The sequence below is a fragment of the Halorientalis sp. LT38 genome (assembly GCF_037031225.1).
Taxonomy (GTDB): domain Archaea; phylum Halobacteriota; class Halobacteria; order Halobacteriales; family Haloarculaceae; genus Halorientalis; species Halorientalis halophila.
Genome location: NZ_JAYEZN010000001.1, coordinates 420,744 through 437,391, shown reverse-complemented (window position 1 = coordinate 437,391; position 16,648 = coordinate 420,744). Strand labels below are relative to the sequence as shown.

The 16,648-nt window shown below is 66.8% G+C and carries 22 protein-coding genes and 2 tRNA genes; 6 read left to right on the top strand and 18 right to left on the bottom strand.

All coding sequences use genetic code 11. The features are described 5' to 3' along the window. Positions 1 to 6 precede the first annotated feature (6 nt). Entirely contained in the window at positions 7 to 558 is a 552-nt protein-coding gene (locus tag U5918_RS02375; protein WP_335999197.1) for a hypothetical protein, read from the top strand. Positions 559 to 580: 22 nt separating this feature from the next. Here the strand turns inward: U5918_RS02375 and U5918_RS02370 are convergent, their stop codons facing one another. Next, complete coding sequence (locus tag U5918_RS02370; protein ID WP_335999195.1) at positions 581 to 1,102, bottom strand: HPP family protein; 522 nt, start codon at positions 1,100 to 1,102, stop codon at positions 581 to 583. A 60-nt stretch (positions 1,103 to 1,162) separates the two neighbouring features. Then, positions 1,163 to 2,008, bottom strand: a complete 846-nt coding sequence (locus U5918_RS02365) for an extracellular solute-binding protein (RefSeq protein WP_335999194.1) — start codon at positions 2,006 to 2,008, stop codon at positions 1,163 to 1,165. 167 nt (positions 2,009 to 2,175) lie between these two features. On the opposite strand from U5918_RS02365, the gene U5918_RS02360 reads away from it, so the two are divergent. Continuing rightward, positions 2,176 to 2,502 (top strand): DUF7521 family protein, encoded by a 327-nt coding sequence (locus tag U5918_RS02360; protein ID WP_335999192.1) that lies wholly within the window; start codon positions 2,176 to 2,178, stop codon positions 2,500 to 2,502. Between the two features lie 51 nt (positions 2,503 to 2,553). On the opposite strand, the gene U5918_RS02355 is transcribed toward U5918_RS02360, so the two are convergent. Next, entirely contained in the window at positions 2,554 to 2,883 is a 330-nt protein-coding gene (locus U5918_RS02355; protein ID WP_335999190.1) for a PadR family transcriptional regulator, read from the bottom strand. Positions 2,884 to 3,141: 258 nt separating this feature from the next. Here U5918_RS02355 and U5918_RS02350 point away from each other — a divergent pair, with 258 nt between their 5' ends. Both U5918_RS02350 and U5918_RS02345 read left to right on the top strand, forming a co-directional pair. After that, positions 3,142 to 3,420 (top strand): ArsR family transcriptional regulator, encoded by a 279-nt coding sequence (locus tag U5918_RS02350; protein WP_335999188.1) that lies wholly within the window; start codon positions 3,142 to 3,144, stop codon positions 3,418 to 3,420. Positions 3,421 to 3,491: 71 nt separating this feature from the next. After that, complete coding sequence (locus U5918_RS02345) at positions 3,492 to 4,304, top strand: hypothetical protein (RefSeq protein ID WP_335999186.1); 813 nt, start codon at positions 3,492 to 3,494, stop codon at positions 4,302 to 4,304. Between the two features lie 253 nt (positions 4,305 to 4,557). Here the strand turns inward: U5918_RS02345 and U5918_RS02340 are convergent, their stop codons facing one another. From U5918_RS02340 to U5918_RS02285, 12 genes are all read right to left on the bottom strand, one after another. Next, a complete protein-coding gene (locus U5918_RS02340; protein ID WP_335999184.1) occupies positions 4,558 to 5,127 on the bottom strand; it encodes a hypothetical protein in 570 nt (189 codons plus the stop codon). Between the two features lie 232 nt (positions 5,128 to 5,359). After that, a tRNA-Thr gene (locus U5918_RS02335) sits at positions 5,360 to 5,433 on the bottom strand. Positions 5,434 to 5,450: 17 nt separating this feature from the next. Continuing rightward, positions 5,451 to 5,954, bottom strand: a complete 504-nt coding sequence (locus U5918_RS02330) for a GNAT family N-acetyltransferase (protein WP_335999182.1) — start codon at positions 5,952 to 5,954, stop codon at positions 5,451 to 5,453. Beyond that, positions 5,954 to 7,144 (bottom strand): phosphoglycerate kinase, encoded by a 1,191-nt coding sequence (locus U5918_RS02325; RefSeq protein ID WP_335999180.1) that lies wholly within the window; start codon positions 7,142 to 7,144, stop codon positions 5,954 to 5,956. The genes U5918_RS02330 and U5918_RS02325 overlap by 1 nt, the downstream gene beginning before the upstream one ends. A gap of 57 nt (positions 7,145 to 7,201) precedes the next feature. Continuing rightward, a complete protein-coding gene (locus U5918_RS02320) occupies positions 7,202 to 7,774 on the bottom strand; it encodes a CBS domain-containing protein (RefSeq protein ID WP_335999178.1) in 573 nt (190 codons plus the stop codon). A 101-nt stretch (positions 7,775 to 7,875) separates the two neighbouring features. Next, positions 7,876 to 8,637 carry a GTP cyclohydrolase III gene (locus U5918_RS02315; RefSeq protein ID WP_335999176.1) on the bottom strand — a complete coding sequence of 254 codons (762 nt, stop codon included), beginning with the start codon at positions 8,635 to 8,637 and terminating at the stop codon, positions 7,876 to 7,878. A gap of 81 nt (positions 8,638 to 8,718) precedes the next feature. Beyond that, positions 8,719 to 9,015, bottom strand: a complete 297-nt coding sequence (locus tag U5918_RS02310) for a DUF5785 family protein (RefSeq protein ID WP_335999174.1) — start codon at positions 9,013 to 9,015, stop codon at positions 8,719 to 8,721. A gap of 85 nt (positions 9,016 to 9,100) precedes the next feature. Further along, positions 9,101 to 9,244, bottom strand: a complete 144-nt coding sequence (locus U5918_RS02305; protein WP_335999173.1) for a hypothetical protein — start codon at positions 9,242 to 9,244, stop codon at positions 9,101 to 9,103. A gap of 60 nt (positions 9,245 to 9,304) precedes the next feature. Next, positions 9,305 to 10,075: a pirin family protein gene (locus U5918_RS02300; RefSeq protein ID WP_335999171.1), complete on the bottom strand. Its 771-nt coding sequence runs from the start codon at positions 10,073 to 10,075 to the stop codon at positions 9,305 to 9,307. A 221-nt stretch (positions 10,076 to 10,296) separates the two neighbouring features. Then, a tRNA-Ser gene (locus U5918_RS02295) sits at positions 10,297 to 10,380 on the bottom strand. 258 nt (positions 10,381 to 10,638) lie between these two features. After that, a complete protein-coding gene (locus U5918_RS02290) occupies positions 10,639 to 11,481 on the bottom strand; it encodes a hypothetical protein (RefSeq protein ID WP_335999169.1) in 843 nt (280 codons plus the stop codon). Positions 11,482 to 11,890: 409 nt separating this feature from the next. Then, positions 11,891 to 12,646, bottom strand: a complete 756-nt coding sequence (locus tag U5918_RS02285; RefSeq protein ID WP_335999167.1) for a hypothetical protein — start codon at positions 12,644 to 12,646, stop codon at positions 11,891 to 11,893. A 103-nt stretch (positions 12,647 to 12,749) separates the two neighbouring features. Between U5918_RS02285 and U5918_RS02280 the strand changes: the two genes are divergently transcribed. Further along, entirely contained in the window at positions 12,750 to 12,968 is a 219-nt protein-coding gene (locus U5918_RS02280; RefSeq protein ID WP_335999165.1) for a hypothetical protein, read from the top strand. 1 nt (position 12,969) lies between these two features. On the opposite strand, the gene U5918_RS02275 is transcribed toward U5918_RS02280, so the two are convergent. Next, positions 12,970 to 13,599, bottom strand: a complete 630-nt coding sequence (locus U5918_RS02275; RefSeq protein ID WP_335999163.1) for a uracil-DNA glycosylase — start codon at positions 13,597 to 13,599, stop codon at positions 12,970 to 12,972. Positions 13,600 to 13,709: 110 nt separating this feature from the next. Here U5918_RS02275 and U5918_RS02270 point away from each other — a divergent pair, with 110 nt between their 5' ends. Beyond that, positions 13,710 to 13,919 (top strand): hypothetical protein, encoded by a 210-nt coding sequence (locus U5918_RS02270; protein ID WP_335999161.1) that lies wholly within the window; start codon positions 13,710 to 13,712, stop codon positions 13,917 to 13,919. Here U5918_RS02270 and aroC read toward each other — a convergent pair. Both aroC and aroA read right to left on the bottom strand, forming a co-directional pair. Beyond that, positions 13,916 to 15,148: a chorismate synthase gene (gene aroC / locus U5918_RS02265; protein WP_335999160.1), complete on the bottom strand. Its 1,233-nt coding sequence runs from the start codon at positions 15,146 to 15,148 to the stop codon at positions 13,916 to 13,918. The two genes, U5918_RS02270 and aroC, sit on opposite strands and share 4 nt — an antisense overlap. 198 nt (positions 15,149 to 15,346) lie before the next feature. After that, complete coding sequence (aroA, locus tag U5918_RS02260) at positions 15,347 to 16,639, bottom strand: 3-phosphoshikimate 1-carboxyvinyltransferase (RefSeq protein WP_335999158.1); 1,293 nt, start codon at positions 16,637 to 16,639, stop codon at positions 15,347 to 15,349. Between the last annotated feature and the right edge of the window lie 9 nt (positions 16,640 to 16,648).

Below are 16,648 nucleotides of genomic sequence, written 5' to 3'. Positions count from 1 at the left end.
CTACCTATGACTGACACTGACACCGGAACCGTCGAATCGCTCGCACTGTCGATCCCGGACGAACACGTCGGCGCGTTCGTCGCCGAGGTGTTCGAGGACGCCGAGCGCTCGACGACGTGGACGGAGGTCGTCGATGCGATGGTCGCGCCCGCGGCCCGGGACGCCTGGGAGGCGCTCTCGGCGACGGAACAGGTGATCGAAGTGCTCGAGAAGGCCGGGGAGTACGACGGGCGCGCGGTCGACACGCTCGAAGACGTCCCGCTCCGGGGCGAGGAGGCGTCGCTGTCGACCCGCGAGGCCTTCGAGGAGGCACTCCGGTACCGGCGCAACGCGGACGTGCTCCGGGACGGCATCGCCGACGCGTTCGCCTCCGACGTAATCGACGAGGCGACCCTCGAAGCGGCGGTCGAGGAGTTCGGGTTCGACACCGAGACCATCGCGCGCCGCGAGGACGCCCTCGAGGACGTCGCGAGCGTCTACGAACTCGACTTCCGGCCGTACGGCGGGACGCTCATCCAGCGCGACGAGGAGGACACCACCGCGGCCGACGCGTGGTGAGGGGGCCAGGTCGCCGCCGAGTTCAGCCCGCGACGGCGCCCAGCGCGCGTTTCCCACCGAGGTGGACCGCGTAGAGCAGACAGACCGATACGAAGACGAAGGTCGCCTCCACGAGCGTGGACAGGAGGCCGAGCGAGACGATCAGCGTCGTCGCGCAGGCGGGGGCGTGTTCGGTCCCGGTCGTTCGCATCCCGGCGGTCGTCAGGGTGACCGAGAGGACGGCGCTCGCGACCAGCCGGAGCTGTTCGATGGAGTAGGCGGGCGACGCCGGGACGATGGAGGCGCCGCTCGCGAGCGCGTGGTACGCCACCAATCCGGCGACGATGCCGATGAGGTGCCCACCGATCACTCGCCGGGCCGTCTGAATCTCCGTGTGGACCGTCGCGAGGAGGTACGCCGTCGGCCCGAGGCTGGGGAAGACGAACGCCTCGCCGGTCGCCCAGGTGAGACCGCCGGTCACGACGAGCAGGGCTCCCGCGTAGGCAGCGTCGACCAGCGGTCGGGACGGCTCGTACCGCGCCCAGCCCGGCAACAGTCCTCGCATCCGTCGCTGCCTGGCCCGCTCGCGGGTTTATGCCTGTCGAATTCGAGACGCCAGAACCGGTCACTCGGTCGATTCGATCGCCCGGGGATACGTCTCGGGGACCGCGAACCCCGACTCACGCAATCGCGTCCCGCCCGATACGAGCCGGTCGATCCACGCCTCGCCAGCGTCGGTCAGCGCGGTCGCCGCGTACTGGATGGGCCTTCCGCGAACCGTGCGGTCGTCGAGGGCGTACGTCGCCCGGGCGTAGCTGTCGGCCGCCGCCGGCGTCGAGAAGTCGATCGACTCCGGGAGCCCGACGGTCGGGAGGTCGCGTTCGACCGCCATGTTCCGGTAGACGAAGGCGGCGTCCAGATCGCCACGTTCGAGGACGTTGCCCAGTTCGGTCTCCGGGAACTGCCGCGCGTTCGCGAGCGCCCGGTCGGCCGAGAGCAACCCATCCTCGGCCGCCAATACGAGGGCCATCACCGTCCGGTAGCCGAGCGGGTCGACGGCCGGATCGGTCCGCCCGATCTCGACGCCCGACTGCTGGACGGTCCCCGCCCAGTCGTCGCGTAGCGCGGCCGCGTGCGGCGAGTCTGGGTTGTAGGCGAGCACCAGCGCGTTCGTCGCGAAGGCGGTGACGTCCGGGGCGAGGCCCGCGAACAGCCGCGGATCCGCCAGTGCGACGGCGTCCGGTTCCCGGAGCCCGTCGCGAATCAGCTGGCGGACCGCCACGCTCCCGTGTGCCTCGACGCTCGCACCCGGGACCTGCTTCGCGACGCGCAGCAGGCTGCCAGCCACGAGCGCCGACGGGCGCTCCTCACCGCCGGCTGTCGAGCCACCGTAGACCGCCGCTCCGAGTCCGCCGACGACAGCGGTCCCACCGATTCCCGTGAGCACACTCCGACGTGTCAGCGCATCCATCACTGTTTCTGGCCTCGTAACCGCTTTCGATAACTTCGATCCGCGTTCGTTCCCGAATTCGGTTTCGCCCGTCATAACTCTACCCCCGAATTCGTTCGCGGAGCCCCGTTCTCGAAGTGTGGAAACGCCCCAGCAATTATACGCGACTTCGCGGCGCACTGGGGCACATGTACGCGAACGCGGCGCTCCTGACCGTCGCGAAGACAGCGACGCTGCTGTTCGGTGGCATCCTCACGCTGTTGTCACTGCGGGCGTATCGGCGCACGGGGTCGCCCGCCCTGCGGGCCCTGACCGTCGGGATCGGCCTCGTCACGATCGGCGCGATTCTGGGCGGCGTCCTCCACCAGTTGTTCGGACTCCCGCTCCGGACCGGTGCCAGCTTCCAGAGCGTGTTCACCGCTATCGGATTCGCAATCCTGACCTACTCGCTGTACACGGATTCACCGGTGCCCGACCGCGACTGCCCGTCGGGGGGCCGGACGGCTGACGACTGACGGGAGCGGACGTCGGTGGAGAACGAGTCGTAACCGATCGAACGCGAGGCGTTACTTCCGATCGAGCAATTCGTCGAGCGTGTCCGCGTGCGAACGCAGGAGCGACTCGCCGTCGTCGGTCAGCGTGTACCGATTGGTTCGCTTGTCGATCTCTCCGCGTTCGACCAGTCCCAGTTCCACGAGGTCGTCGAGGTTCGGGTAGAGTCGACCGTGGTTCACCTCCTCGCCGTATCTGGCTTCGAGTCGGCGTTTGATCGCCAGTCCGTAGCTGTCCTCCTCGCTTCGCTCCAGTTGTCGCAGGACGAACAGCACGTCGCGCTGGAACGCACTCAGGTCCGCGTACGTTACGTCGGCCGTGTTCGTCGGTTCTGTTTCAGTCATGTGATCTCACTCGGCACATCCCGCAGCGCGTCGACGGACCGGCCGAACGCATCCGTCCTGCCCACCACTTCACCGCTGGCCCATCGAGCCCGCTCGCGGTCCGCCCGGAATCGGCATCCGGCGACGGATCCCTCTGTATCAACAGCCCTGTTGGTAACACACTTAATTGTTGCCACCACGGCATCGTCCCAGTCGTATCGGACGCAAAGACTGTAGGATGAGAATGAATTATAACTCCCCAATCATAACGGTTGGTCCATGGAGCCGCCCCTGGCCTCGTGGATGACACAGGTCGACCGCGACGTGCTGGCCCTGCTCCGCAACGGGGACGAACGAGAACTCGTCCTCACTCCGGGCGTCATCGCGGTCAACACGGACTGGAAGCGCCAGACCGTTCGCGAGCACCTGCTCCGCCTCTCGGAAGCCGGCCTGGTCGAGTATCAGGACGAGTCCCGCGCCCTCTATCGGCTCTCCGGTCGCGGCCACCGGTACCTGCGCGGGGATCTCGCAGTCGAGGCGCTCGAAGCCGACGACTGACCCGCAACAACCTCGCCAGCTTTCGAAAGAAAGGAGTTCATAACACCCACCGGAGTACCGCCATCCGACAGATGTTCGAAGCCATCCTGCGGTTGGCACTGGGTGTCGGTATCAGCGTGCTCGCGGTCCTGGTGGCGCTCCCCCTGACCGTCGCGCTCGCGCGTGCGTTCCGTCGGACCCTCGGCGGCGGCGCAGTGACCCGGGTCTGCGAGCAGTTCGGGAGCGACGGCTTTCCCTTCGAGCTGGCGGACAAGGTCGAGACGGCGATCATCGGCGGGCTCATCGGCGGCGTCGTCTTCGCCAGCCTCAGCCCCGCCGTCACGCCCGCGATGTACGACCTCCACGTCCAGAGCGGCATCGTCGAGGACCCCCAGCCGACCGTCGACGTCGAACGGCTGAACGAGGTCTCCGACGCCGAACTCGAAGAGCGGTTCAACGTCAGCTCCGAGGGTAACTACTCCGTCTACCAGCTGTCCGTCCACAACCCCGAACAGCGGACCCTCCACGACTTCGACCTCAACGTCCGCTTCCCCGGCTGCGTCCAGGACAGCGACCTCGGGACCACCAACTTCGGGACCGCCGTCGTCTCGAACGAGACCGACGAGGTCCGGATCGGCGAGTTCGCCAACCGCTCCGCCAACGCCACCTGCTACGGCGCTCTCAGCATCGAGGAGTTCACGCCCGACAAGGCCGCCAGCGTCACCTTCGTCGTCGACGAGGACGGTGACACGAACCGCACCCGGCTCTACGAGGCCCCCGCGGACGACGACTCCGTCCTGCTCACCGACTCGTACTCCTGGGAGTACAACGGCCGCAGCTACGCCGACGAGACCGAACTTACCCGCCAGTCGGTGGCCGGAAACCGAACGAAACAGCGGTCCTGAAGGTTCGGAAACCCAGGAACCGGTCAGTCATAATTCGCGACTTCGGACCGAGGGCACGAGTGGGTTGTCCCTAACTGCAACGATCAACACAAAAGTATAGAGTTCTGTTCGATCCCGAGCGGGGTGTCGCCACGCGGCGGCTTGGAGACGACTAACGACATAATGAACATGTTTGAGAGGGCCGAAGGAATGGTAGCCGATAGCACCGAGAACTCCGCAGAGATCGAAGAGATAAAGATGCGATCTGACCGCTTCACTCTATCAGGATTTCATGCTGGATTTCGTTCTTCTCAGGGATCGAACACCGGCCCAGCAATTCGGTATTGGTGTCGTACACGCGCACCGTCACCGACTGAGCAGCGTAGGTCTCGAACAGGTTTGGCGGTAACTCGGTCCCCTCGAACTCCCAGTCGGCTTTGGTTACTGCCGGGCCACTGGGGTCACCCTCGTCCCGGTCTGGCTGCCGACTGTTGTTGTACGCGATCTCGTTCAAGAACTCGCACATGAAGCCGAGCGAGTAATTCGTCGCGAACCTGACCTTGGAAGCCGAGTCGGTCGCCGGATCGACTGCTTGAGTTACGTTATAGGACAGCGAATAGGTCTGTGCCGTGGTATTGGCCCTGATTGAGAGCGTACCACTTTCAGTTTCGTTGCGATAGGTCACGATCGGACTCTGGTCTTCGTCGTCGGCAGCCGTGCCTTCGGTCTGTGGTGATTGACCGTCGGCAGTCGGTCCCGTCTCGGTTTTGGGGCTGGATCCCGTACACCCGGCGAGTAGCACCAGCGCTACGGTCGCGACCACTTTAAGGGTGCGTCGCTGCATAGCGACAGCTACCGAACGTGTTAGTGAAAATGTATGCCAAGTACAGCACGTTCGGCTCGGGGTGGGATTCGAACAACGCGAAGACGGTCACTCCCGTCGGTCGCACTGTCGTTCGAAAGAGCGCTCGCGCTCTTTCGTGATGACGAAAATCGCCTCGGCGATTTTCGAACCACGACTTCTCTCCTTCGAATCCCAGACGGCTCGCCGCGCTCACGAAGTGTGAGCGCGTCGAAGCCAGGGGTGGGATTTGAACCCACGAACTCCCGATTACAAGTCGGGTGCTTGGACCGCCCAAGCTCCCCTGGCACAGCCTCCGATTGCGCCTAGTCCTTTGAGTGATTGTCGCTTTCCACCGGCTTCTCCAGTTGCAGCCGGTGGGGATCGTACCCGTGGCGCCGATAGAACCGCCGTGCGGCCTCGTTGTCCGCCAGCACCTCGAGTTTCACCGCGTCCACGCCGCGCTCGGCCAGGTCCGCCTCGGCGGCCGCCAGCAACTCGCTGCCGATCCCCGAACCGCGGTACGGTGGCCGCACGTAGAGGTTCTCGACGGTCCCCCGGGTCGCCGTGGTGGCGAGCAACTCCTCGCTCGCGCTGAACATGACGAACCCGAGGACATCGCCGGCCTCGGCCTCGTAGTCGTCGTCTTCCGCTGCGACCGCGACGTAGAGGCCGTCGGAGACGATGGCCCGGCGAACGTTCTCGCCGATGGAATCGCGGTTCGCGTCCGCCCGGAGGTGCGAGCCGACGGCCCGCTGTTCCGCGGCCAGGTCGACCCAGAGGTCTGCGAGGGCGTCGGCCGCATCCACGTCCGGGCGTTCGATGCGCACTACTCGCGGAGGACTTCGACCGCCGGCAGCGTCCCGCCGGTGAGCAACCGGAGGGCCGCACCGCCGCCGGTGCTGACGTGATCGAACCCCTCGATTCCCAGTCGCCGGAGCGAGGCGGCCGTGTCGCCGCCGCCGACGATGCTGTACTCCGCGCGGGTCGCCGCACCGAAGATCTCGCGCGTGCCCTGGGCGAACTGCTCGTCCTCGAAGACGCCGGGCGGCCCGTTCAGGATGGCCGTCCCGGCCGTCTCGAACACGTCCGCGTAGGCGGCCTGCGTGTTGGCGCCGACGTCCAGCGCCGGCGCGTCGGCCGGTAACTCGTCGACGGTGAGTTCCACGCGCTCGCCGTCGCGCTCGACGGCCACGTCCTCGGGGACGCGGATCCGGTCGCCGTATTCCTCCAGCAGCGCGGCGGCCTGGTCGACGGCCGTCGCGTCGCGGTCGGTGATGGCTTCGAGCGACGGCTCGCCGATATCGACGCCGCTGGCCGCCAGGAAGGCGTTACCGGTCATACCACTCGTGAGGACCTGATCGGCCAGTCCTCGTTTCAAGACGCTCTCCGCGACCTCGAGGGCGTCGGCGATCTTCGCGCCGCCGAGCGCGTAGACGCGGGGCCTGGGCGTCTCCTCGATCCGGTTGAGCACTTCGAGCTCGCGCTCCATCACGCGCCCGGCGTAGCTGTCGACCCGGCCCGGGAAGCCGACGATGGAGGGTTGCGAGCGGTGGGCGGCGGCGAACGCGTCGTTGACGAAGGCGTCGAAGACGGGCGAGAGCCGTTCGACGAGGTGGGTCTGGGCGCACTCATCGGGCGGGAACTCCATGTACTCCTCGCTGTAGAAGCGGGTGTTCTCGAGGAGGACGGCCTCGCCCGGGTCGAGCGCCGCGACGGCGGCTCTCGCGTCGGACGAGAAGGTGCCGTCGCAGTACGAGATCGGGTAGTCCAGCAGTTCGTCGAGGCGGGCGGCGTGGTCTTCGAGCGTGGCGAACTCGTCGCCGCCGGGTCGTCCCTGGTGCGCCAGGACGGCGAGTTTGCCGCCGCGTTCGAGCAGTTCCTGCAGCGTGCCGACGTGCGCGTGCAGCCGGGCGTCGTCGGCGAGGCGGCCGTCCTCGTCCAACGGGCTGTTGATGTCAACGCGCACCCCCACCGTCCGTCCGTCGACGGCGAGGTCCGAGAGCGTCGGTATCCCCATGCTCCCCTCTCCCGCTCGGTGGTGGATATGTGTTTTGTTGTGGGGCGACGCCGTCGCTCAGACGTTCTTGCAGTCCGTACAGACCAGCTGTCCGTTAAACGACGAGAGGTCGTGGCTGAGCGTCCCGCACAGCTCGCAGATCCCCTGATTCGAGTACTCCTCGCCCGTCCCGGTTCCCTCGGCGGTGGCGGTCGCCGCTTCGATCGTCGCCCGCTCGTCGGCCTCGACGTGCTCGCGGTCGACGCCCGGATCCAGGGTCGAGGCCGTCACGACGTCGTGCTCGGTGATCACGCCGGCCAGTTCCTCGTCCTCGGTCACGAGCAGGTGTCTGGAGTCCGTCCCCGACATCTGATCGGTCGCCGTCGTCAGGGACTCGCCCGGCGCCACCGTGGGCGGGTTGCTCCGCATCACGTCGGCGACGGTCACTCCGTCCAGGTCCGCGCGCTCGACGGCGGTCTCCAGCACGTCACGCTGGGTCACCATCCCGATCGGTTCTGCTCCCCGCAACACCACGACCGTGTCCACGTTCTCCTCGAGCATCAGCGCGGCCGTCTCGCGCAGGCCGTCGCCCTCGTTCGCGCCGACGAAGTCCCGCCGCATCACCTGTCCGACCGTGACGTTGCCGTTCATGTGCCACAGTTTCACACACGTCGTCTAAAAGCTATCTGCACCACGCTTAAGGCCGACGGCGCCGTAGTTTCGTGTCCTCGGGTATTCTCGCGGGAGGGGTCTCAGAACGCCAGTTCCACGGTGGCGCCAGTCGTGCGACACCGTTCGAGCGCGTGTTTGGCCGCCATGCCTGCTGGCTGGGCGGTCCGCCCTCGACCGACGCCGACCTTGAGGTCCACGTCGACCGCCTCGCGGACGTGGTCGATGGCGTCCCGGTAGTCCTCGGCGTCGAGCGCGGGGCAGACGGCGATGACGTTGTCACCGCCGACGAAGAAGGAGAGCGACTCGTGGGCCTTTCGCATGTAGCGCATGAGTTCGGCGTAGGCCTGCTCGATGTGGATGAAAGTGTCGAACTCGTTGATTTCGTCGGTGTACTCGCCGGTGACGTCGTTGACGTCGAAGTGGGCAATCTGGACGTCACCGTCCGTGCGGAACTCCTCGTCGATGGTCCGGCCCCTGAGAATCTCCGTGCGGGCCTCGTCCTGGGCGCTCCCGGCGGCCTGCAGTTCGCTCGTCGCGTCGCCCAGCGCCTGCACCGGCGTCGTCCCGGTCGCCACCGCCATGCTCATCGTCACCGGGTAGCGGTTGCCGACCGACTCCTGGATCATCGCGTGGTCGTCCACGGTGAGGCCGTTGGTCACCGCGATCATGTTGTCGAACCGAGCGAAGAAGACGTAGCCGTTGCGGTTGCCGAACAGTTGCGAGAGGTCGGCATATAGTTCCGACTGCAGCGTCTGCAGGTCCACCTCGCGCCGCGGCTCCGGGGTGACCGTCCAGGGCCCGTAGTTGTCGATCTGGACGTGCGTCACCTGCGTGTTCGTCACAGTGACGACGGGTTCGCCGCCTGACGATATCTGTCTTTGGTTCCCGGGCGGCTCCCGGTCCGTCCCCGTCCAGTCGGGCGTTCAGGCGAGTTCGTACGGCCAGTAGCCCGCCTCGCGCATCGCCTTCCCGACGGCCTTGTGGAAGTCGGGGAAGTCCTCGAACTCCTCCTGGTCGACGTTGTCGAAGATGTCCGCGACGCTGACGACCGTCGAGTGGTCGATCCGGATCGGTTCGTCGCCGAACTCCTCGACGAACTCCGACTGGACCAGCGGGAAGTCCTCGTCCTCGTCGATCTTCTTCGCCAGGATCGCCTGTCCGTATTTGCGCCGCCCCTCGCTCCCTGCGTCGCCGTCGGGGTCCTGCGGCCAGTCGCTCATACGTCCGTGTCGGGCCGAACCACGCAAAAGCGTTACTCTCCGCGGCCGTCGCCGAAATCGGGATCAGGCTCGTCGCCAGCGCCGGCTACCGGCGGATCACGAACACGGCGATCCCCACCACCAGCAGTGCGATACCCCAGTAGAGCGAATCTCCCGGCAGGACCTTGAGCAACAGCGTCACGATCCCCGAGGAGATAAGGGAGTACCCGATCGTCGTCCGATAGGTCATACGTAGCTGTCACTGCGCTACCCGTTCCGTGTGGTGCCGGCACCTGCAAGCGACGCCCGATTATCGGCCGATCGTCCCCTGTCGGGTGATCGGTGCGTCCGGATCGAGACTGAACGCGACGAGCAGGGAGTCCTCCGTGGCCGTGACGGGGACCTCGCCGTCGCCGGTCACCAGCGCACTTTCGGTGTAGCCCACCGACGCGTCACCGACAGTCACCGCCCCATCGAAGACGTAGAGATACGTATCCCATCCCTGGCGCGAGGGGAGCGAGACCGTCGCGCCTTCCGCCAGCCGGCAGTCGTAGAAATCGACGGCGTTCCGGACGAAAAGCGGCGCGTCTCCGCCCTCTTCTTCCGGCCCGAAAAGGTGCCGCCACTCGCCAGCGGTCGCCTCGGGGATCGGCTCGTGCTGAATCCCGGGTTCGAGATCGAGGCTGTGCGGGCGGACGAAGATCTGCAGCATCCGCAACGGTGGGTCCTCGGCCAGCGTCTCCTCGGCGTGCCAGAAGCCGCTCCCCGCGTTCATCACCATGAGATGCTCGGCGTCCGTCACGAGTTCGTTCCCCAGTCGATCGTCGTGTCGCATGACCCCGTCGGGGACCCAGGAGACGATCTCCTCGTTCCGGTGCTGGTGCATCCGGATCAGCGTCCCGGGATCCATGAACGACTCGACGACGGTCGCCAGCGGCCCGTACCCGTGGTCGTCGTGCCCCGGCACCGCCCGCCCCGGGAAGTCGAAATTGGTCCTGAACTTGCCCTGGTCCCGCGTGACGTCCGTCCGCGGCGCCGTGAAGATGCGGGTCTCCGACCTTGCCGACACTGTATCTTCCATTACTGCTACTACGCGTTCGAGCCTGATATGGGTTCTGCGGGACGAATACGGGGGGATGGGGATTCGAACCGAGTGGAGACGGTCGGCCTCACTCCACTCGGCCGCTGCGACTTCTGTCAGAGCGATGCTCTGACAGCGTCCCGATCGCGTTGCTCGCGGGACTGGCAGGGCTCGAATCCCATCTCCTTGGTTGTCACTCACGGACTGTTCGTGACAACCGACGGTGGGATGGGGATTCGAACCCCAGAGTCCGTGAGGACAACTGCTCTCAAGGCAGTCGCGTTAGGCCACTTCGCTATCCCACCGAACTGACACTTCCAACCCCGCCGCAGCCATGCGATCATCTCGGTCTTGTCAGGACAACGATGGTGATTCGCTACCCTAACGCACCTACGTTGAATAGGCTCGAAACGACCGATTTCGCTCGTCGCGGGGCGTGTGAATAGATCCGAAGGGGACGAACTTGAAGGTATTGTCTCAGGCTCCGAGGACGGTGGGGCCCGATCGGAGGCGGGAGCGACAACAGACGCGAACACCGGCGGCTGGACGGACCAACTGTCGAGTCAGAACCGATCCGGATCGGAGACGGTCAGTTCGAATTCGTCTCTCTCGGGTGATCCGTATATCTTTCCGAACCGTTCGGGCGGTCCGCCCGAGGAGGGGGTCGCGTCGACGACGATGTTCGATCCGTCCTCTGGCGGGAGAGTGAGCCCTGACTCCGAGCGCGCTTCAGAGACGAGATAGCCGTCCTCGTTCGTCGTGAACGTCCGGGTCCCGTTCCCATTCGCGTCTCGAACGGACGGCGTGAAACCTCTGACTGGGTCGCCGGACTCGTCGACCAGCCGAACGTCTGTCCGATACGCTTCGGGAAGCGTGTATTGTCCGAGCACGACCGCGTCCTCCCGAATTTCGCGCCCCCGTTCGGCCGCGTAGATATCCGGAACGCCGTCGAATTCCGAGACGGTCCCCGAGAGGTACGTGACGCGAACGGTGTACTCTCCGTCGAGGAGGGGTTCTGAACCGAACTGTCCGATCTCGCCGATTTCGACATCTTCTCCACTGGTATCGTCGTTCCGGCTGAAGGCAAGCAGGCGCGCGGTGCCACGTGACACGTCCGCCCGCGTGGCTGAAACGAAGGATCCGTACAGCCCCGGTCTCGAGGGTTCGCCTTCACGCAGTACATCGACTGGGACGGTTGCGACTCGGTCGCCGTTCAGGTCGGCGCCGAAATCGTGACGGTTCGACTCGACGTCCGGGACCTCGGCCGTTATCCGCAGGTCCGCTGACGTCTCACCGGCGCCGATCTCGTCACTCTCCCACGAGAACTCCGCCGACCCGAGCGTGAACTCGAACCGGGCGATTCCCGGTCCGCTCCCGACGTTTTCGACCTTCGTGTCGATAGCCATCTCGTCTCCGACCGCGAGCATTCTCGGCTGGACCTCGAACCCCCTCAGTTCGAAGTCCGGTTCACCGGTCGCCGTCGAGGCGTCCCGTTGTGACTCGGTTTGCGGCCCCGAGTCGCCGGTATCGTTCTCTCCGGGATCTCCATCTGATTCGCCACCCGAACAGCCGGCCAGCCCTGCCGACGCTACGAGTGTGCTACCGACAGTCACGACCTTCCGCCTAGACAAATCCATAGCGAGCGTGATTACCCGGGAATCAAATACTTACGGTCTGTTTTCCGGGACCAAATCGCGAAACCCTCGGTGGATGCCGCGAGAGCGTCGGTCGCGTGTGTCGAAATCGGCTCCATCGTCAGTAGCGAGACCCAGACTCTTCTGAGGGATCGACGACCTGTCGGTCACGCCACCGCCGTCACTCCTTCACCAGTTCCGCACCGTCCGCACCTGCCTTTAGGTCCAGTCCCAGATCGGCCAGACACGCCGCCGTGTACTCGGGGTGATTCCGCCCGGCTGCGACCCGCGCCGACAAAAGCGAGAGCGCCGTCACCAGATCATCACGCGTCTCGACCACCGGCGTCATCTGCAGGAAGTCCACGCCGTGGTCCGCGGCGACGCCCCGATCCGTGAGGGTTTCGACCGCCGGCGGCTCGTAGGCGTCCGCGAAGTCGATCGAGTCCCCGAATCCGGCGTAGTACACCCGGCCGTCGCCCGCCGGCCCGAGGACGACCTCGTGTCGCCGGAGCTTCATCGCCGCGCTGTCGACGATGCCCCGGGCGAGAAACGGCGCGGTCGGCTCCACGACGGCGGCCGAGGTGACGTCCTCCCGGTCGAGCAGGTGGGTGACGGTGTTCCCCGCCCGCGCCGAGAACGACGAGCCGACCTGGACCTCGTACCGCGCGGCGTCGGGATCCGACAGCGCGGGCGTGAGCGCCGCGCGGAGTTGTGCCTCGGCCGACTCCTCCCCCGCGTGTTCCTCGGGCAGGTCCTCGTCGTCGCGGTAGTTGACGAGCAGGTCGCCCCCGCTGGCCTCGACGGCGCGGCAGACGTCCCGGTACATCGCGACGTATAGCTCGGTTGCTTCGGCGGCCGACAGCGGCGTCTGGTCGACGATGTCAGGCAGGACGAGCCCCTCGCGCGGCGGGTCCGCGAGTACGGCGACGGTAGTCATAGCCGACAGTGCGTCCGCGCGACCCTTGAACGCGCCGCTTCGGTCGGCCGCGTCGTCGACCGAACCACCCCCGTTTATGTCGTCGGTCGTCCATCTTCCGGGTATGCTCGTAGAACAGTTGAGCGGCTTCGTCGGGTCGATCCTGATCGGCGCGATGCTGCTCGGCAGCGTCGCCGGAATCGCCACCCTCGTTCTCGCCGTCCCTTCGGTCACCACCATCGCCGCGGTCAGCGCAACGCTCGCGCTCGTCGTTCTCTTCGTCGGCGGGCTCTCGGCCGCCGGCACGCTCGGCAGCGGCGGCGTCTCGAACCCCTACTGGTGAGTCAGCGGCTCCGCCGCCCCTTCGTCTGCCGGTAGTCCCGATCCAGCAGCGACCGGAGGTGTTCGAACAGCGCCGCCCGTCGCTCGTCGGTCCACTCGTCCGGCGACGTCGCCGGGACCAGTTCGAACCCGCGACCCCGGATCGTCGTCGCGTGCGCGTCTTCGACGTCGAGTTCGGCAGGCGGCTTGGTCGTGTACTCGTAGGCCAGCGCCGAGAGCGCTCGCTGCCCGATCGGCAGGATGATCTCCGGGTTGATCATCCGCACTTCGGCGGTCAGGAAGTCCTCGCAGTTGCGCACCTCGTCGTCGGTCGGCGGTCGCTCGGGATGCCGACAGCGCGTCAGCGACGTCAGGAAGACGTTGTCGACCGTCGGCTCGTCGCGTTCCGGCGACTCGACGAATCCCAGGTCGGCTAGCAGGTCCAGCACTGCGCGCCCGTCCGCATCGCCGGTGAAGGGCACGCCGGTCCGGTCCGCCCCCGGTCCCGGCGCGTCGCCCAGGACGAGGAACTCGGCGCTCACGTCACCGTAGCCGTGGACGATCTGCGTTCGGGTGTCACAGAGTGCCGGACACTGCCGGCAGTCCTCGTCCATCCCGAACGGGTTGGCGACCGTCTCCTGGTTCACGTCCATAGCCGTGCCAGGGCCGGGCCGCTGATAAGCCCCCGGCCCGAATGGATTCGATCGGTGCGACCACGAAAGCATGGGTCAGGCTGACATGAACGCGGTCCTGACTCCGACCGATGGGACATCTCAGACGGCTGGCCGAACTGACCTTCCTGATCGCCTTCGGCCTGATCGAGATAACGACGACCGTTTTCGATCAGTACCCGGTTCTCCTGTGGCTCGGCGCGCTCGTCGTGCTGGCGATACTGGTCGACTCGGTCCGGTGTGCGCGCTGTCAGTGGCGACGGCTACGCGGGAACGGAACGGCCGAGGAGTCGCCGAGTTAGTCGTCGTCCTCGGTGGGTTCGGCGCGCGTCTCGGCGTCGTCGGGGTCCTCCTGCGGGCTCGACGGGTGGTAGTCGGTGTCGTACTCGCCGGGACGGCCGTCGATCCGGTCGGGGTTGATCCGGCCCGACAGGAGCATGAAGTCTAACACCGTGCAGGCGAGCATCGACTCGACGACGGGCACCGCACGCGGCGGCAGGACCGGATCGTGGCGGCCGACGACCTGGATCTCCTTGCGCTCGCCGTCCTCCCAGTCCACCGTGGTCTGGGTCTTCGGGATCGACGTGGGCGCGTGCCAGGAGACCTCTCCGTAGATGGGTTCGCCGGTCGTGATGCCGCCCTGGAGCCCGGCGTGGTCGTTGCCGACCGGGACGGGATCGCCTTCCTCGCTCACCGTCTCGGGGTGGGACTCGCCGTCGTCGAACTCCCAGTCCTCGTTGCGGTCGATCCCGGCCACGTCCCGGGCCTCTCGCCCGAGACCGTACTCGAACGCCGTCACCGCCGGGATGGCGAACATCGCCTTCCCCAGTCGCGCCGGCACCGAGTCGAACCGCGGCGCGCCGAGGCCGCGTGGCACGCCGCGACACTCGAAGTAGATCGACCCGCCGATGGAGTCGCCCTCCTGCTGGTACTGATCCGCCACCTCGCGCATCTCTTCTGCCGTCTCCGGGTGGGCACACCGAACCTCGTTCTCCTCGGTGTGTTCGAGCATCTCCTCGAAGGTCACCTCGGGCGCCTCGACGTCGCCGATCTGGTTGACGTGGGCCTTGATCTGCACGTCGTACTCCGAAGCGTCGAGCACCTGCTGGGCGACGGCCCCGGCCGCGACCCAGTTGACCGTCTCCCGGGCCGACGAGCGTCCGCCGCCGCCCCAGTTGCGCGTCCCGAACTTGGCCGAGTAGGTGTAGTCACCGTGGGAGGGCCGCGGTGCGGTGACGAACGGTTCGTACTTGCCCGAGCGGGCGTCCTTGTTCTGGATGACCATTCCGAGGGGCGTCCCAGTGGTGTAGCCGTCCTGGAGCCCGCTGTTGATGGTCACCTCGTCCGGTTCGCCGCGCGAGGTCGTGATCATCGACTGGCCCGGCTTCCGCCGGTCGAGTTGCCGCTGGATCTCTTCCTCGTCGAGTTCCACGCCGGCGGGGACGCCCGAGACCGTACAGCCCATCGCCTCCCCGTGGCTCTCCCCGTAGGTGGTCACCTGGAAGAGCCGCCCGAAACTGTTCCCGTTCATTACTGTGTGCTGGGTCGGCCTGCCATTTGAAGCTTGAGAAAGCGTCGAACGCCGCGTTCGCCCCCACGAATACTTATCAGCGAAGCCGGGACCAGCCCCGGCCATGCCCTGACGAGTCGCCGCGGAGCCGTTCGCGGGAGTGCGGCAGACGGCTTCGTGCCCGCATCCTGCCGTCTGTTCGCCCCACTCGGCCAGTCTTCACTCTCTCTCGACGGTCGCACCGATCCCGGCCAGCACGTCGAAGAAGTCCGGGAAGGATACGTCGACGTGTTCGCCGCCGGCGATCGTCGTCGTCCCGTCGGCCACCAGTCCCGCGATCGCCAGCGACATCACGATCCGGTGATCGGCCCGGCCGTCGACCTCGGCGCCCCGGAGGTCGGTCTCGTCGCCGTGGATCGTGAGGGTGTCCTGCTCCTCCTCGACGGACGCCCCCATCGCGGTCAACTCCTCGGCCATCGCACTCACGCGGTCGGTCTCCTTGTAGCGGACGTGCTCGCAGTCCGTGATAGTCGTCGTCCCGTCGGCCGCCGCGCCCAACACCGCGATCGTCGGCAGGAGGTCGGGGGTATCCTCGACGCCGACTTCGATTCCGGAGAGCGACGACTGCCGGGTCGTGATGACGCCCGCGTCCCGGTTCCACTCGACGTCGGCGCCCATCCGCTCCAGGATCTCCACGATCGCCGCGTCGCCCTGCGCGCTGGGCTGGGCACCGCGAACCCGTAGTTCGTCGTCGGCCGCCAGCGCGCCGGCCGCCAGCAGGTAGGACATCGACGAGAAGTCGCCCGGGACGGCGTACTCACCGCCGGCCGGTTCGTAGGTCTGGCCGCCGTCGACGCGGAACCCGGCGTCGGTCTCGACCGCCTCGACGCCGAAGGCCTCCAGCACCTCGACGGTGATCTGGACGTACGGCGCCGACTTCAGCTCGGTCTCCAGATCGATCTCGATCCCCGACTCGGTCACTGCGCCGGCCAGCAACAGCGCGGTGATGTACTGCGAGGACACGTCGCCCGGTATCGAGACGGTCCCCCCGTCCACCGGCCCTTTCACGACGAGTGGTGCCTGCCCGTTCGCGCGCGTGCTCTCGGCCCGACCGCCGAGCTGGTCGATCGCGTCCAGTAGCGGCCCCTGCGGCCGCGACCGGAGCGAGTCGTCACCGGTGAGGACCGTGATCCCGTCGGCGAGTGCCCCCGTCGCGGTCACCAGCCGCATCGTCGTCCCGCTGTTGGCGCAATCGATCACGTCGGCCGGGACGTCGGGCCGGCCGTCGAACCCCTCGATCGCCAGTTCGGCGTCGTCGTCGCTCCGATCGACGGACCCGCCATACGCCTCCACCGCGCGCATCGTGGCGCGCGTGTCCGCGCTCACCAGCGGGTCGGTGACGGTCGCACCACTCGCGTACCCGGCCGCGAGGATCGCGCGGTGCGTATAGCTCTTCGACGGCGGCGCCTGGGCCGTCCCGCGGACCCGAGACGGCGAGATTTCGACGTTCATGCGGGAGTC

What these genes read in the sequence shown, in the direction of transcription:
- U5918_RS02375 (WP_335999197.1), top strand. Translation starts at nt 7, where the DNA reads ATGACTGACACTGACACCGGAACCGTCGAATCGCTCGCACTGTCGATC.
- U5918_RS02370 (WP_335999195.1), bottom strand. Translation starts at nt 1,102, where the DNA reads ATGCGAGGACTGTTGCCGGGCTGGGCGCGGTACGAGCCGTCCCGACCG.
- U5918_RS02365 (WP_335999194.1), bottom strand. Translation starts at nt 2,008, where the DNA reads ATGGATGCGCTGACACGTCGGAGTGTGCTCACGGGAATCGGTGGGACC.
- U5918_RS02360 (WP_335999192.1), top strand. Translation starts at nt 2,176, where the DNA reads ATGTACGCGAACGCGGCGCTCCTGACCGTCGCGAAGACAGCGACGCTG.
- U5918_RS02355 (WP_335999190.1), bottom strand. Translation starts at nt 2,883, where the DNA reads ATGACTGAAACAGAACCGACGAACACGGCCGACGTAACGTACGCGGAC.
- U5918_RS02350 (WP_335999188.1), top strand. Translation starts at nt 3,142, where the DNA reads ATGGAGCCGCCCCTGGCCTCGTGGATGACACAGGTCGACCGCGACGTG.
- U5918_RS02345 (WP_335999186.1), top strand. Translation starts at nt 3,492, where the DNA reads ATGTTCGAAGCCATCCTGCGGTTGGCACTGGGTGTCGGTATCAGCGTG.
- U5918_RS02340 (WP_335999184.1), bottom strand. Translation starts at nt 5,127, where the DNA reads ATGCAGCGACGCACCCTTAAAGTGGTCGCGACCGTAGCGCTGGTGCTA.
- U5918_RS02325 (WP_335999180.1), bottom strand. Translation starts at nt 7,144, where the DNA reads ATGGGGATACCGACGCTCTCGGACCTCGCCGTCGACGGACGGACGGTG.
- U5918_RS02320 (WP_335999178.1), bottom strand. Translation starts at nt 7,774, where the DNA reads ATGAACGGCAACGTCACGGTCGGACAGGTGATGCGGCGGGACTTCGTC.
- U5918_RS02310 (WP_335999174.1), bottom strand. Translation starts at nt 9,015, where the DNA reads ATGAGCGACTGGCCGCAGGACCCCGACGGCGACGCAGGGAGCGAGGGG.
- U5918_RS02305 (WP_335999173.1), bottom strand. Translation starts at nt 9,244, where the DNA reads ATGACCTATCGGACGACGATCGGGTACTCCCTTATCTCCTCGGGGATC.
- U5918_RS02300 (WP_335999171.1), bottom strand. Translation starts at nt 10,075, where the DNA reads ATGGAAGATACAGTGTCGGCAAGGTCGGAGACCCGCATCTTCACGGCG.
- U5918_RS02290 (WP_335999169.1), bottom strand. Translation starts at nt 11,481, where the DNA reads ATGGCTATCGACACGAAGGTCGAAAACGTCGGGAGCGGACCGGGAATC.
- U5918_RS02285 (WP_335999167.1), bottom strand. Translation starts at nt 12,646, where the DNA reads ATGACTACCGTCGCCGTACTCGCGGACCCGCCGCGCGAGGGGCTCGTC.
- U5918_RS02280 (WP_335999165.1), top strand. Translation starts at nt 12,750, where the DNA reads ATGCTCGTAGAACAGTTGAGCGGCTTCGTCGGGTCGATCCTGATCGGC.
- U5918_RS02275 (WP_335999163.1), bottom strand. Translation starts at nt 13,599, where the DNA reads ATGGACGTGAACCAGGAGACGGTCGCCAACCCGTTCGGGATGGACGAG.
- U5918_RS02270 (WP_335999161.1), top strand. Translation starts at nt 13,710, where the DNA reads ATGGGACATCTCAGACGGCTGGCCGAACTGACCTTCCTGATCGCCTTC.
- aroC (WP_335999160.1), bottom strand. Translation starts at nt 15,148, where the DNA reads ATGAACGGGAACAGTTTCGGGCGGCTCTTCCAGGTGACCACCTACGGG.
- aroA (WP_335999158.1), bottom strand. Translation starts at nt 16,639, where the DNA reads ATGAACGTCGAAATCTCGCCGTCTCGGGTCCGCGGGACGGCCCAGGCG.